At 43.6% G+C, this 13349-nt stretch carries 16 protein-coding genes; 9 read left to right on the top strand and 7 right to left on the bottom strand.

What is annotated here, in order from left to right; genetic code table 11:
- Positions 1 to 15: 15 nt before the first annotated feature.
- The 5 genes from argC to rplM all read right to left on the bottom strand — a co-directional run bounded on the left by argC (position 16) and on the right by rplM (position 4085).
- Complete coding sequence (gene argC / locus AB2J24_RS07175) at positions 16 to 954, bottom strand: N-acetyl-gamma-glutamyl-phosphate reductase (RefSeq protein ID WP_367384973.1); 939 nt, start codon at positions 952 to 954, stop codon at positions 16 to 18.
- A 181-nt stretch (positions 955 to 1135) separates the two neighbouring features.
- A complete protein-coding gene (locus tag AB2J24_RS07170) occupies positions 1136 to 2026 on the bottom strand; it encodes a DMT family transporter (RefSeq protein WP_162651655.1) in 891 nt (296 codons plus the stop codon).
- Between the two features lie 173 nt (positions 2027 to 2199).
- A complete protein-coding gene (locus AB2J24_RS07165; RefSeq protein WP_367384972.1) occupies positions 2200 to 2895 on the bottom strand; it encodes a hypothetical protein in 696 nt (231 codons plus the stop codon).
- Between the two features lie 240 nt (positions 2896 to 3135).
- On the bottom strand, positions 3136 to 3618 hold the full coding sequence (gene rpsI, locus AB2J24_RS07160; RefSeq protein WP_162651653.1) for a 30S ribosomal protein S9: 483 nt from the start codon (positions 3616 to 3618) through the stop codon (positions 3136 to 3138).
- Between the two features lie 2 nt (positions 3619 to 3620).
- Positions 3621 to 4085, bottom strand: a complete 465-nt coding sequence (gene rplM, locus AB2J24_RS07155; protein ID WP_162651652.1) for a 50S ribosomal protein L13 — start codon at positions 4083 to 4085, stop codon at positions 3621 to 3623.
- Between the two features lie 519 nt (positions 4086 to 4604).
- Between rplM and AB2J24_RS07150 the strand changes: the two genes are divergently transcribed.
- Both AB2J24_RS07150 and AB2J24_RS07145 read left to right on the top strand, forming a co-directional pair.
- On the top strand, positions 4605 to 4799 hold the full coding sequence (locus AB2J24_RS07150) for a hypothetical protein (RefSeq protein WP_367384971.1): 195 nt from the start codon (positions 4605 to 4607) through the stop codon (positions 4797 to 4799).
- A gap of 2 nt (positions 4800 to 4801) precedes the next feature.
- A complete protein-coding gene (locus AB2J24_RS07145; RefSeq protein ID WP_367384970.1) occupies positions 4802 to 5080 on the top strand; it encodes a hypothetical protein in 279 nt (92 codons plus the stop codon).
- A 37-nt stretch (positions 5081 to 5117) separates the two neighbouring features.
- Here AB2J24_RS07145 and AB2J24_RS07140 read toward each other — a convergent pair whose 3' ends face one another.
- Together AB2J24_RS07140 and AB2J24_RS07135 are read right to left on the bottom strand one after the other, a co-directional pair.
- A complete protein-coding gene (locus tag AB2J24_RS07140) occupies positions 5118 to 6815 on the bottom strand; it encodes an ArnT family glycosyltransferase (RefSeq protein WP_367384969.1) in 1698 nt (565 codons plus the stop codon).
- 88 nt (positions 6816 to 6903) lie between these two features.
- Positions 6904 to 7776: an EamA family transporter gene (locus AB2J24_RS07135; RefSeq protein WP_367384968.1), complete on the bottom strand. Its 873-nt coding sequence runs from the start codon at positions 7774 to 7776 to the stop codon at positions 6904 to 6906.
- 192 nt (positions 7777 to 7968) lie between these two features.
- Between AB2J24_RS07135 and AB2J24_RS07130 the strand changes: the two genes are divergently transcribed.
- From AB2J24_RS07130 to AB2J24_RS07100, 7 genes are all read left to right on the top strand, one after another.
- Positions 7969 to 8541, top strand: a complete 573-nt coding sequence (locus AB2J24_RS07130; protein ID WP_367384967.1) for a hypothetical protein — start codon at positions 7969 to 7971, stop codon at positions 8539 to 8541.
- A 339-nt stretch (positions 8542 to 8880) separates the two neighbouring features.
- Positions 8881 to 9717 carry a PhzF family phenazine biosynthesis protein gene (locus AB2J24_RS07125; RefSeq protein ID WP_367384966.1) on the top strand — a complete coding sequence of 279 codons (837 nt, stop codon included), beginning with the start codon at positions 8881 to 8883 and terminating at the stop codon, positions 9715 to 9717.
- A gap of 97 nt (positions 9718 to 9814) precedes the next feature.
- Positions 9815 to 10717, top strand: coding sequence for a DMT family transporter (locus AB2J24_RS07120; protein ID WP_367384965.1), 903 nt, complete (start codon positions 9815 to 9817; stop codon positions 10715 to 10717).
- Entirely contained in the window at positions 10704 to 11033 is a 330-nt protein-coding gene (locus AB2J24_RS07115) for a YciI family protein (RefSeq protein ID WP_367384964.1), read from the top strand. The genes AB2J24_RS07120 and AB2J24_RS07115 overlap by 14 nt, the downstream gene beginning before the upstream one ends.
- The gene (locus AB2J24_RS07110; protein ID WP_367384963.1) at positions 10993 to 11757 is read left to right on the top strand and encodes a DUF6596 domain-containing protein; all 765 of its coding nucleotides are present in this window, start codon (positions 10993 to 10995) and stop codon (positions 11755 to 11757) included. Before AB2J24_RS07115 ends, AB2J24_RS07110 begins: the two co-directional genes overlap by 41 nt.
- 169 nt (positions 11758 to 11926) lie before the next feature.
- Positions 11927 to 12115, top strand: coding sequence for a CTP synthetase (locus AB2J24_RS07105; protein ID WP_162651644.1), 189 nt, complete (start codon positions 11927 to 11929; stop codon positions 12113 to 12115).
- Between the two features lie 102 nt (positions 12116 to 12217).
- Positions 12218 to 12631, top strand: a complete 414-nt coding sequence (locus AB2J24_RS07100) for a hypothetical protein (protein ID WP_367384962.1) — start codon at positions 12218 to 12220, stop codon at positions 12629 to 12631.
- Positions 12632 to 13349 lie beyond the last annotated feature (718 nt).

Here is a 13349-nt window from a genome sequence, read left to right as displayed (position 1 = left end):
TCAATCGATTGTTTTTTAACTCCGATATTGCTCAATCATGAGATCAAGGTTTTGGACTGCAGCTCCTGATGCACCTTTGCCCAAATTATCGAGTTGCGCTGTTAGGTTAACCGTTCCCGCACCTTCTGTGCCAAACACATATAGACGCATATTGTCCTGGCCATTTAAACCTTCTGGATCAAGGCGAGCGGTGCTGCTGCTTTCCTCTAACGTGGCAACGCCAACAAACTTTTGCCCATTATAATGAGCAGTAAGTGTCCGATGAATATCGGAAAGGCTGGGTGTATCCCTCAATAGATCAAGATGCAGTGGAACATGCACTAACATACCTTGTGCAAAGCGACCAACACTCGGTGTAAATATTGGTGTTCGAGTAAGGCCCGAGCGTGTCACAATCTCTGGTACATGTTTATGAGCGAGCGTAAGCGCATAGGTAAAGTGTGCCGATGAAATCGCACCGTCTACGTCTGTATCTTCCATTTGCGCAATCATTTGCTTACCCCCGCCCGAATAGCCAGAGACCGCGTTGACTGTCAGCGGATAATCGCCTGGCAAAATACCAGCTTGTACGAGCGGTGCCGTTAGTGCGATTGCACCTGTCGAGTAACAACCAGGGTTGGATACGAATTGTGCTTTCCTGATATTACCTTTTTGATCTGCATTTAGTTCGCCAAAACCGTATGCCCAATCAGGATGTGTTCGGTGCGCGGTTGATGCGTCAATGAACCGGGTACCGGCATCTGAGGCTAGTGCAACGGCCTCACGTGCAGCATCATCGGGTAGGCACAAGATCGCAATATCGGCCTCGCGCAATTTTTCCTTACGAATATCCGGATTGCGTCTGTCTTCATGCGCGATTGACAATAGATCAATATCGTTACGCTGTGTAAGGCGCGTGATGATTTGCAGGCCAGTTGTGCCATGTTCGCCATCTATGAAGACTTTTGCTTTCATGTGATCAATCCATTACTTATATAAAACAATAACTTACGACTATTTTTGGACTCAGTTTTGTAAATCGTTGAATCAAAAATTAAATTACGTAAACCAACTCGCTGGCAACAATAATTATCCGACATCGAGACGGGTGCTTATACCCTGCTAATATCGCCTGTACAATGCGTGAAAAGGCAATTTAAGTCTGAAGCGCCAATTTTTTTCGTTGTTTCAATTCGCTGAGGATATTGAAGATATTGGCTGAAAACACAATTACAGCACCAAGGAAAACAGGCCATTCCAGAACTTCTCCATAGAGGAAAAATGCGACAATAGAGATCAGCGGTAATCGTAAAAAATCGAATGGTGAAACCACGATTGCTGGCGCCAGCGACAGCGCTCTGGTTAGACTGAAGTGAGCCGTTAATCCACAAACGCCAATGATAAATAGCCAGATAAAATTATGAGCAGGAGGGATGTAAATATCTCCATCATGACCCGCTGCGATCAAGCCTAAACCTGTTTGAATGACCGTTAGCCAAAACATAATGCAGGTAATTGACTGTGTGCGTGTGAGGAGTTTTGTTCCGATATTCGCTCCGGCAAAGCCAATAGCACATAAAAAAGCTGCAATGATATAAGGTGAATATGTTGCCGTATCCGGGCGGGCAACAAGCAAGATGCCAATAAAACCCATAATGGCAGCAATAGTGCGCGCGCGCGTAAGTTTTTCTTTCAAGAAAATTGGGGCAAGGATTGCTACCCAGATAGGCGTGGAAAATTCAAACGCAAACAGCTGGGAGAGGGGAATTGCCGTAAGCGCAAAAAACCATAGGTTCTGGCCTGTGAAATGACATAGGTTTCGTAGCAAATGGAGACGTAATTTATCAAATTTGATCTCGTGCAGTGTGCCAATACTTCTTGCAATAGTCACAACAATGATGACACCAACGATGGATCGAAAGAGCATGATCTCAAATGTATCAATGTCACTATCAAGCGACCGCCCGGCAATCGCCATGGTGCTGAAGGAGGCGATTGCTCCAAGCATCCATATGGCAGCTTTTATCGGATTGTTGCTGTCGGTCATTTTTATCCCTGATGCTCACTAAATGGAAATGAATATCAGAAGAGATGTGCTTCTTAAAATAATACCCATCGCAATGAAACTAAACTTACAATGAGATGTTCGCCAGTGTTAAAAATAGCCTTTTTGAAAAATATCATAGCCGTGGCAAATTTTGACCGGAAGCGATAACAAAATTATATCTGTTCCAAGCCTTTAACTGCAATAAATGACTTTGTGAAAAATCCAAATTTTTCTTTATGAATTTTGCCATCATAGAATAGCTTTTTAAAAATTTTATGACTTAGCAGGTAGCAACTTTCGACGATCACATAGCTATCAAGAAGGTCCTTACCCTTGTCAAAATGACCAACTGACATATTGTTCACTATTAAAACGCGCAGCGCTTTCGGCAGCCAATGCCAAGCAATGGAAACGAAATGCGGCTCTATTGGAAAGTGAAAGCTCGGTGTTTGAATAAAGTAAGTCTTTGCAATGCTTTGGGCTGAATTGCGAAAGTCGATAAAATCAGCCATCTGACCAACATGCTCAATGCAGGAGTTGGAAAAACATATGTCGTACATTTGTTCAGGTGAATAATTGCGCGCATCACCAACAACAGAAGTAAAGATATCATCATCCACAATTGAGATTGCTTCCAAATTGACCAATGTGATCTTCATGTTTTTTTCGCGCAGATAGTCAAAGCCAATGGATTTCCAAAAAACTTCGGTTCCACCGAAGTCGACTATCGTAATTTCTCTAGCGCCATCGAAGTTATTATCAATGAATTGCATGAAGAATTTCGATCGTCTTTTTCGAAATTCATAGGCAAAACCTTTGCCATCTTCGTAATTGAATATTTGTTTTTTTAGATTTGCGCGCATTGTCATACTTTACTTATCGGAATTATCCGGCTTATCGGAATTAATTTGTTAAGCAATAGTTAACAGTTAGCAGAGTTATGAGATAGTCTGTTTTTTCATAAGTTAATCAAATGGTTAATTTTGGACAGATCCACAAAAAACAAAAAAGGCCGGAACAATGTCCGGCCTCTTTCAAATATATGTAAATAGAACTTAGTGTTCTGAGAGCTGTCCCTAAACGTAATGTTTTGAGAACTGGCCCAAAACTTAACGTTTTGAGAACTGGAAAGAACGACGGGCTTTTGCTCTACCGTATTTCTTACGCTCAACAACACGTGAATCGCGAGTAAGGAAGCCACCTTTTTTCAAGACAGCACGTAGGCCTGGCTCGTAATATGTCAAAGCTTTTGAGATACCGTGACGAACTGCACCAGCCTGGCCGGAAAGGCCTCCGCCTTTAACCGTTGCATTCACATCAAACTGGCCTTCACGTGCAGCAGCAACAACAGGCTGAAGCAAGAGCATTTGTGACACAGGACGTGCAAAGTACGAAGTGTAGTCACGACCGTTAACAATGATTTTGCCAGTACCAGGTGAAAGCCAAACACGCGCAATCGCGTCTTTACGTTTACCTGTTGCATAGGCGCGGCCTTGGGCGTCTAGTTTTTGAACATATACAGGAGCTGCCTCTACCGCTTCAACAGCAGCAGTTGCTTCGCCAAGTTCCGCTAGGGATTCAAGATCAGCCATACTTATGCGCTCCTTGTGTTTTTCTTGTTCATTGATGCAACATCAAGAACTTCTGGTTTCTGTGCTTCATGAGGATGTTCGTTACCTGCATAAACGCGTAGATTTTTCATCTGAACACGGCCAAGCGGACCACGTGGGATCATACGCTCAACAGCTTTTTCCATAACGCGCTCAGGGAAACGACCTTCGATGATCGCACGAGCTGTACGCTCTTTGATGCCGCCAGGATAGCCTGTGTGCCAGTAATATTTCTTGTCTGTGTATTTTTTGCCGGTCAAAACAGCTTTTTCGGCATTGATGATGATAACATTGTCGCCATCGTCAACATGTGGTGTGTAAGTGGGCTTGTGCTTGCCGCGCAAACGCAAGGCAACCAAAGAAGCTAGACGTCCAACAACGAGGCCTTCGGCGTCGATGATGATCCACTTCTTCTCCACCTCAGCAGGTTTCTGCGTAAAGGTTTTCATATTAGTCTCTCTATGTTTGATCCAATCCCGGGAAAGGCTTCTTAAGGTGGCCTAACTCCATGTGGACATTTCTTGTTGCTTATATTCTGCACGCATACTCAATTGGTACTAAACGGCGCACAAAAAACAATGCGGCCCAAAAGAGCCACATCTGAGGCGGTGTATAAGGGAGAGTCGGGTGGGCGTCAAGCTTTGTCTGTACTTTGGCAAAGTGTTTTTGTGTTGTTTGCTAGGTCTGATTCGCACATATCGAGAAATATACCCAATAAAAGCAGAAAATGGACTTGAAAAAAATGAAAATCATGATACAATCGAAGACGATTTTCAATCATCAGTATGAAAATATCTTCGATTGACTCGCTTTTATGTGATTGATAAAATAAAAGGGACTTTGGAAATGAATCCAAAGCCCCTTTTTGTTCAAGTGCTCATTCACACCTAAACGGTTTGCACCATATTATACCGTGAATGAGGCTTGATATCAATGAGGTATCTCTGACTTAATTGAAAGGTATTGACATGAAGAGTCAAAGACGGGCACCCAGCCCAAAAGTCACTCCCACTGTAGCAGCTAAAATAAAGTTTCTTTGGAACACTACAAATATGAACCAAGCACAAATCGCTGCGAGATTGGGCGCATTAAACCAAGGACGCGTTTGTGAAGTAGTAAATGGGCGGAAATTTGTCGATGTCCCAGCTGCGGAAGGGCTATGATTATGTCGAATATGATTGTTAGCTGGGATCTAAACGGGTCCTCACCATCACACGCAGAAATGGATAAATATATAGGGAATATAACCGCTGATGCCAAGCGCGTTCTTGAGACCGTTTGGTGGGTCAAATATCATGGTACTGCGGAGCAACTCAGAGACAGAATCCTCAGTCTTGTAAGCAACAACGATCGGTTACTCGTCATTGAAGCTAAAGATGGCGCTTGGTATAATGTACTGGTTGCCAATAACGATTTGGCGAATTCTTGGAACAAAGTATTTTAGCTGTTCTATAGTTAAGTTGCGGAAGGATAGGTATTGCTCACTTCCGCACAGCCACAACGACGGTTTGATCCTTCAAATGGTCATTTGTATTGATCGCCTGAACTTCGCCGATGATCTCAAACTCGCGGTCACCTTCATAGACTTCATATTCCGGAAAGAGTTCCTTAGTGACCACGAGAACCATTGGGCGCGGATCTTTCATTTCCGCAAAGAATGCGTCTTCATCATCCGGCATGGACTTCACAGGTGAACCCAATGGTGAATTGATATAAAACACCATGCTTGGCTCTAAAAAACCATCCATAAAGACGCGCTCTTTGGGAACGTCAGCTTTATTGATAATTTCGCCAATGGATTTTGAGATTTTGATCAATGGTTCCGCTGGCGAGATCATGAACCAATAGGCGAAGATGACGACAAACGGCGTTGTTATGGTCAGCAGGCGGCTTGCGCCAATCACATTACCTACTCTCTGGCGATGGAATACAAAATGAACAATTGTACCGATGATTAAACCTGCCGGAATACCAATCCAAAATGGGATGATGTCTGATCGGAAAAACGGCACAGCGATCAAAGCTATAGCGATTGCCGGGGACAGCATCAGATAAAGGTATGCACCAAACTTCGAGTAGCTTTGCGTTTCAGCGTCTCGCACCTGCTTGATCATGATCGCTGCGCATATCATTGCCAAGGCCGGAAAAATCGGGAAAATATAGTGCGGTAGCTTTGAGCCCGCCAAAGTAAACATTACAAATGTTGGCGCTATCCAACCCCAAAGGAGCGCACGTTCGCGCCGAGTCCCCAATTTACCGGAAAACAGCGCCATCAGCCCCGCCGGAAGATGAATAGTCCATGGCATGAGCGTGATAAGAATGACAGGAATATAGGCAGGTAACATCCAGTAATACCCAAGAGACGCTGTGCCGCCATAATTTTCTAGCGGTTCTTGAAAACGTTGAATAATATGTTTGCCAACGCCCATTTGCCACAGCGCGCCATCAGTTGCTGTATTGGCCGGAATGAGCCATATGGCAAACAAAATACAAGCCAATATAAATCCGCCTGCAAACACAACCATCGCCATGAATTTTGGTCGCTGGTCTGATGGTGTGAAAACCCATGAGAAAAACAAGGTTGTGCAAATCACAGCAGGCCCAACCGGACCTTTGATATAAAGCGTTGCGACCATGCCAAGCGTGAACAAGACAAGCATCGGCCACAAACTCTGTGGCTCGTAGAGAAACTTGGTATAGGCGTAAATTGCCAGAATGATGAAGAACATCATGGGCGCATCGTGCTGGGCAATCGAGCCAAGATATATGGTCAGGAATGCCGTGCCAAACATGATCATCGACCAAATGCCAATCGTATGGTCGAACATACGGCGTGCAATCAGATAGGTGAAAAATGCAGTGCCAGCCATTGTAGGAGCTGATGCAAAACGTGCTGCAAACTCGTTTTCACCAAACATCCAAAAACTGGTTGCCATCAGCCAGTATGTCATAGGTGGTTTGTGCGCAAATAGGTTGCCATTGTATGTTGGGAGGAACCAATCACCTGATAGCAGCATCTCAATTGCAGTACGGGCATAAAGCGGCTCATCACGATCCCAAAGTTCCGTCGCAGGCATCAAGATCATATACAGCATCATTAAGATGAGGCTTATGCCAAGCGCAAGATAAGTGCCTTGTCGTTTGGAATTTTGGTCGTAATTTGTTGCACTATCGCTCATGAGAGCTCCAAGAGTTATGCGTGATAATGTGCGAGGTAAGGCGCGGCGCGCAATTGGTCAAGTGTTGTTTGACGGCAGGTTGGATAATTTATGATCCTAGATACCTGCGCACGCGTCCACCGAGAATGGAGACGGCCAAGCCAACCATGATAATAATGATGCCGATCATGGCTATTACGCTAATGGTTTCGTTCACAATAAATACACCACCTAATAACCCTGAAACGGGGATCAAAAGAGCGAATGGTGTGACATCTGCTGCGGGGTATTTGGATAGCATTTTACCCCACATAGAATAGGCAAAAACCGTCGAGAATATTGATGCAAACAAGACTACGAATATGACTTGCAAATTGAAATTCTGGAAAGATTGCATGATCACGTCTGGGCCATCAAAAAATGCAGAGAGCAGCCAAAGCGGGATAAGTGCGACCACACTTGCCCACACGATGACCGCAACAGCTTCTGTGCTGCCTGTGCGGCGGAAAAACATATTGGCTATGCCCCACATTAACGAGCCAAGCACGGTCAGGGCAAAACCAAGGAGATTGAAGTCCCCACCATCGTCGAAACTCATGACAAAAAGGCCCGCAAATCCAATGAGTAAGCCGATAACCTGATAGATTTGCACGCGTTCTTGATAGAGGAGAAAAGCAAGAATTATCGTAAAAAATACTTGCCCTTGAATAACAACAGAAGACAGACCTGCACCAAGCCCGAGTTTAATGCCAACAAACACAAGCGAGAATTTTATCACGCCGATAAATACACCAATTCCGGCAAATATACGCCAATCAACGCTGGGGCGAGGGATTACAAACGCCATGAGTGCTACAACCGTAAAACGCAACGCGTTGAGAAAAAGCGGCGGCACATATTCCATACCAAATTTCGTGACTGAAAAGTTCAGCCCCCAAATTGCAGTAACTGCTATGATGATGAGAATATCTTTGATTGCCATGGAAGGCTCCTTACCGGAATCGCTTTAACATTCAATGGCGGTAAGAACGAATATATTTTTTTGATGCATCCATAAAAATAGTTGAAGTATTCCGTTGTAAGGCGGTTGATGTCAAAAATGTGATCTTAAATGAGGATCATGTGACCAGAAATTGCGATAGCTTGCCGAAAATTCCATCAAAGAGGATCAAGCATGAAATCCCTATTCGCAGCATTGGCACTTCTCCTTTCGCTAAATTCTGTTCTTGCTCAGGATGCACAAGGCAACGATACGCCCGGTGATTGGGTTGTCACGCATTATAAGCCATTTGGATTATGGGACAGCGTTTGTGATCAGGCCAAGCGGGATGGATCGATAATGAAACGATGTTATCTTCGTTATGTTGAGGTTTTTAGCCCTGCGCCAAAATTTGCGGCACAATTCCTATTCATCACGCCAGAGAAAGAAGGCCTAAAAGTAGAACTCGGCATTGAAAAGGGAACCTTGTTCAAAGGCAAGGGACTAAAAGTCATCAATGACGAGAAGGAACTTTGGTCATTTGACCCAAATATGTGTTTGAATTTCGGTGAATGTGTTTTTGAAGGAGACGAAGCTGAAATATTCATAACTGCGATGGCAGAGCCTCATGAACAAAGCTCAAAACTTATATCTGATTTCACTGATCGCCATGACGTAGGCCGTTTGCTAGATTGGGATTTGAGTCAATTTTCTGATGCCGTGTCCGACTTTAAGATACAGTCAAAACAACGCAAATTGATTAAATAAATTAAGAATTATTCTTCAACTATTTGCATTCGGATATTTTTAATTGTGGCAACCGCAAATCGATATTGAAATGAAGATGTGGATAACGGGCATATATGAAGAATTTTGCCAGCGGGTTTAATTCGTTGATTTTTATATGAAATTTTCTACTAAAAAATTAATAAGCTAAGTTCGTTTTGATTTTTAGAAATTTATTTCACTTTAATTATTTGCGTTTCGAGCAATCACAGAGATAAAATTCTTTAGATCAATTGGATTTACTTATTATCGTCAATTGATGTCGTAAATATTGAGGAAGAGTAGGTAGAACAATAACGTTCATCTATGTCAAAAGGTGATATGAAGATTGAGAAAATAGCAGCTTTTTCAGAAGATGGCAGAGGGGGGAACCCGACCGGAGTGCTTCTTTTAGATGAAGAAATCCAATCTGATGAAATGCAATATCTTGCTTCTAATTTGGGGTATACAGAAACGGCCTTTGCATCTCGACAGGATGATGGGCGGTGGTTTGCACGATATTTCTCACCCGAGGTAGAGCTGCCTTCTTGTGGACATGGTACGACGACATTAGGTGCAGTGTTGGCAGAAAAATACGGCACAGCAAGATATGAAATTTGCCATAAAGACATTCAATATTGTGTAGACGGTCAAAAAAATAGCAACGGTTTAGCTGCGACAACTCATTCACCAAGCACCCATAGTAAGCAATTGAATGCAATGGCGACAAGCGAGCTTTTGGATGTGTTTGGCTATCGCCGTGATCAATTAGATCCAGATATACCACCAGCGATAATCTATGCTGGCTCAACCCATTTTGTTCTGGCTCTTAAAAATAGAGAAGATCTGGCAAACATGTTTTATGAAATGGAAGAGGGGTGTCAGTTCATGCGCGATAAAAACATCTTTTCCATTATGCTCGTATTTGCAGAAAACAATCACATATTCCATGCGCGAAACACTTATGCCGCCTGGGGAGCAATGGAAGATCCCGCAACAGCCTCTGCAGCTGCGGCGCTTTCAGGTTACTTACGTGATATCGGTTGGCCGCATGAGAATGCCCTCAAAATCATCCAGGGCGAGGATATGGGCGCAAAATCTATTCTAAGAACCGAGTTTTCTGACGTTAAAGGTAGTCCGGTAAAGGTTATCGGACGAATGAATAAATTAGACCGTTAATAATGATAGCGCTTACATATAAAGTGTTTCATGAATAAGCTTGGACTTTATCTTTCGATGATTTAGGTATCAGTGTGAAATCTTTGAAAGCACTTTCATGAACGCACGCCTAACTCAGCTGATACCGGTCCTATTCGTTTGGATATGGAGTACCGGTTTTATCAATGCCAAATATGCGATACCAAACATTGAGCCGTTTTACTTTCTAACATTACGTTTTTTGTTCACCATTATCGCGTTCCTTTTTCTAATTTGGTTGATGAAGAAACGATGGCCTATGCGTATTGATATTGCCTATCAAATGCTGATTGGCGCTTTAATACATGGCGCCTATTTGGGTGGCGTGTTCTTTGCTATTGATCACGGCGTGCCAGCAGGAATTTCCTCAATCTTTGTGGGGCTTCATCCTGCGCTAACAGCGTTTCTTGGTTGGGTTTTGTTAAAGCAGCGCCTAAGGCTTATTCAGATCATCGGTCTTGTTTTAGGATTTTTGGGTATCTCCCTAGTGATCTATTCACCCGGTGGCACAAGCGGCGGTAAACTCGCTATATTCGGTATAATTTCATGCATTATTGCACTTGTTGGGATCTCATACGGGGGAATATTGCAAAAGCAATTGGCGGAAAAAGTACCGTTAGTTTCTGGCACTCTTTGTCAATATGCAGGCGGCGTGATTGTTGTGCTGCCGTTGAGTTTAGCGCTGGAAACCCACGAGGTAAATGTCAACTTTGAGATGGTTGCGGCGTTGGTTTGGTCAGTCTTCGCACTTTCTATAGGTGCTGTGTTGCTCTTGATGTATATGATCCGCGAAGGCGAGGTATCCAAGGTTGCCAGCTATTTCTATTTGGTGCCGCCTGCCACTGTTTTACAGGCATACTTTCTATTTGATGAACAACTTGGTTTAACTGCACTATTTGGCTGTACCCTCGCTGTCATAGGCGTTTATTTGATCACCGCCAGAAAAAGACCCAAAAGACCTTGCTCACATGACACCCGATGATTGGGCGAGTGAGAAGCAGGCTTACGAAGCTTATATTGGAGCGTTGAACGAAGCAGGCGTTTTCATTGAGACAGATTGGCTACTGCCAGTTGATACAGTCACGACTGTATCATTAAAGGGCGGTACAAAAATAGTTCAGGATGGGCCGTTTGCGGAAACGAAGGAAACGCTCGGTGGGTATTTCGCAAGATTTGCATACGCCTTTGATGTTGCAAACTGTGCTGGGAGTAGAGGCCAAAGATATTGCCCGAATATTTGCGCTGTCGCCAACAACAATGGCTCAAAGGCTGGTTCGGGCAAAGCGAAAGATTCGTGATGTTAAAATCCCGTTTCAAGTTCCTGAAGGTGACTTGCTGCCCGAACGCTTCCTGCCGGTGCTAGAGGCAATTTATGGTGCTTATGCGTTGGATTGGATTGAACCAACGGATGACATGGGGCGAGAGGCGTTGTACTTGGCTGACCTTTTGGCAAAACGAATGCCTGATCACGCTGAAACTCTGGGCTTGGCGGCTCATATTGCTTTCACATATGCGCGAGCGCCAGCACAGGTCATCGGCGGTGTGATGGTGCCAATACATGAACAGGATATGTCACTTTGGGACGCCGAATTACTAGCCTATGGGCATCGCAGACTTAACCAGGCGCAAAAGCTAAACCAACCGGACCGCTTCCAAATTGAGGCGGCAATTCAATCTGTACATTTAGCTCGCCAACAAATAGGAAAAACAAACTGGGATGCACTGAATAAGCTCCATTTTGCGCTATTAAAATTCGCTCCATCAGCGGGTTCAATGATTGCTCATGCGGTGGTAAATGGCAAGCTGCATGGCGCAGAAGAGGGGCTTAGGCGTCTTAATGCTGTTGATGTAGATAAGAATTTTCAACCCTTTTGGGCAGCAAAGGCGGAAATGGCAGTACAGGCGGGTCATGTCGACCTTGCGCGCGATGCTTATGATAGGGCTATATTGCTCGCAACAGACAGCCCCTCACGTCATTTTCTTGAAAACAAGAGGCAAGATTTTGCCGATAAATTGCATTAACCTGAAATCAATGCCCCTAACCTGAAATCAATGCCCCTGACTATTGTTACGTTAATTGCTGTATATAGGGTTCATCTATTTTCAATGTTTAATGTTTGATTTGTATCAAAGAGAAGGGAGCGGATCGTTGCTAAATTTTGGCCAAACATAACCAACCGGAGACCATGTGATGTTTCGCCTTGCAACAATTCTATACGCAATAATTGCTACGACGTTAGCAGGTACCTTTATCATAGCTGCCTTGACGACTGGCTACGATACGGTGATGCCGATACTTGCAGCCGCCGGATTAGGCGCTTTAGTGGCCATTCCGGTAAGTTTTCTGGTCGCTAGATCAATCATGCTCAACAAGCGGTAGCCTGTCGACTAGGTCACCATACGGAGACCCAGTTTAGAGCTACGCTTCGTTATGTGAATTAGAACAGCTAAGTCGATAATATAATCCAATGAATACAGAGCTTTGAAACAAACATCAGCGGAATCAATTGATATTAGTTTCAAAACCAGAAAAAGTGCAGATGAGTTAGCACGTTTATCACTAGCTAGGTATGCCAATCTTGAAGATAATTTGCTGACATGGTTCTCTGAGCCCTTGATTAGGATCAGTCTATCAAAATCAATGGTGTTAATTGTTCAAGAATTGGTCAGTCAGTTTTTGTCAGATCACACCACCCATATTATAGAACATGTCCAGCTTTTAATTGTGTCGCCACTGTTAAAAAATTTAATGAAAGCAGCGCGATCAAAGAAGACGTGGCCACATAAATTTTCTATATTGCGGGCCGCAAGCGAATACGTCATCTTTGATGATCTTGCTGAACAACAACACCCAGACATAGGCAATGCAAAAGAAACAATGCTGTGGCCTGCTTGAATGCGGTCTCGACAAAGTTTGACAGGCTTGAGAATGCTATATCTGAGCTAATTAATGAATCTTCCGATTATTACAACAGTTTGCTTGATTCGAGCGAAACTATTTTTGATGGGATATGGAATTCATTTCGAGCACCAAAATTGATATGAGGCTCGCTCTGCTATGCTAAAAGCAAGAATTGAACGAATTTCACAAATAAAACACCGAAGACAGGTCGTATTTATCAACTTCGTTCTTATAGCATTTGGTGGTTTGCAGCTTGTCAGCTTAGCCCTGAATCTATTTTGGTATGCAGAAGTAAGTCCTGTAGACAATTTTCATGGTATCCTAGATTTGGTGCAAAACGTATCGCCGGATTTAACCTTGAGCATCGGTTTTTCTCTAATTATTATTGCGGCATGCATTTGGGCATATCTTGTAAGGCGAGAGAAATGATTTTTTGCAGCCTCGTTCGTAAACGACGATATTTGTGTGTATTTTGTCAGATATTTGCCTGATTATAGCAAACAAAAATCACTTCAATGAAGATCAAACATTGACATGGCTCGCATATCTGCATAGAAGCCATGCATGCACTGAAATTTAGGTTTCGGTGCTGTTTTACGTGTCCCGTGAATTCTCTCCGAGCGCAAGTAGAGATAGAGTTCTGTCAGATCTCAATAGAGGTCAGAGGAGGGCGCGTTTCCTAACTCATTCCTAATGGTGGGACTGAGTGATT

Origin of the sequence: Lentilitoribacter sp. EG35 (assembly GCF_040784015.1) — a bacterium.
GTDB lineage: Bacteria > Pseudomonadota > Alphaproteobacteria > Rhizobiales > Rhizobiaceae > Lentilitoribacter.
This window is presented reverse-complemented; position numbering and strand designations above follow the sequence as displayed.

Coding starts and splice junctions, on each gene's coding strand:
- argC (WP_367384973.1), bottom strand. CDS start 954: ATGAAAGCAAAAGTCTTCATAGATGGCGAACATGGCACAACTGGCCTG.
- AB2J24_RS07170 (WP_162651655.1), bottom strand. CDS start 2,026: ATGACCGACAGCAACAATCCGATAAAAGCTGCCATATGGATGCTTGGA.
- AB2J24_RS07165 (WP_367384972.1), bottom strand. CDS start 2,895: ATGACAATGCGCGCAAATCTAAAAAAACAAATATTCAATTACGAAGAT.
- rpsI (WP_162651653.1), bottom strand. CDS start 3,618: ATGGCTGATCTTGAATCCCTAGCGGAACTTGGCGAAGCAACTGCTGCT.
- rplM (WP_162651652.1), bottom strand. CDS start 4,085: ATGAAAACCTTTACGCAGAAACCTGCTGAGGTGGAGAAGAAGTGGATC.
- AB2J24_RS07150 (WP_367384971.1), top strand. CDS start 4,605: ATGAAGAGTCAAAGACGGGCACCCAGCCCAAAAGTCACTCCCACTGTA.
- AB2J24_RS07145 (WP_367384970.1), top strand. CDS start 4,802: ATGTCGAATATGATTGTTAGCTGGGATCTAAACGGGTCCTCACCATCA.
- AB2J24_RS07140 (WP_367384969.1), bottom strand. CDS start 6,815: ATGAGCGATAGTGCAACAAATTACGACCAAAATTCCAAACGACAAGGC.
- AB2J24_RS07135 (WP_367384968.1), bottom strand. CDS start 7,776: ATGGCAATCAAAGATATTCTCATCATCATAGCAGTTACTGCAATTTGG.
- AB2J24_RS07130 (WP_367384967.1), top strand. CDS start 7,969: ATGAAATCCCTATTCGCAGCATTGGCACTTCTCCTTTCGCTAAATTCT.
- AB2J24_RS07125 (WP_367384966.1), top strand. CDS start 8,881: ATGAAGATTGAGAAAATAGCAGCTTTTTCAGAAGATGGCAGAGGGGGG.
- AB2J24_RS07120 (WP_367384965.1), top strand. CDS start 9,815: ATGAACGCACGCCTAACTCAGCTGATACCGGTCCTATTCGTTTGGATA.
- AB2J24_RS07115 (WP_367384964.1), top strand. CDS start 10,704: ATGACACCCGATGATTGGGCGAGTGAGAAGCAGGCTTACGAAGCTTAT.
- AB2J24_RS07110 (WP_367384963.1), top strand. CDS start 10,993: ATGGCTCAAAGGCTGGTTCGGGCAAAGCGAAAGATTCGTGATGTTAAA.
- AB2J24_RS07105 (WP_162651644.1), top strand. CDS start 11,927: ATGTTTCGCCTTGCAACAATTCTATACGCAATAATTGCTACGACGTTA.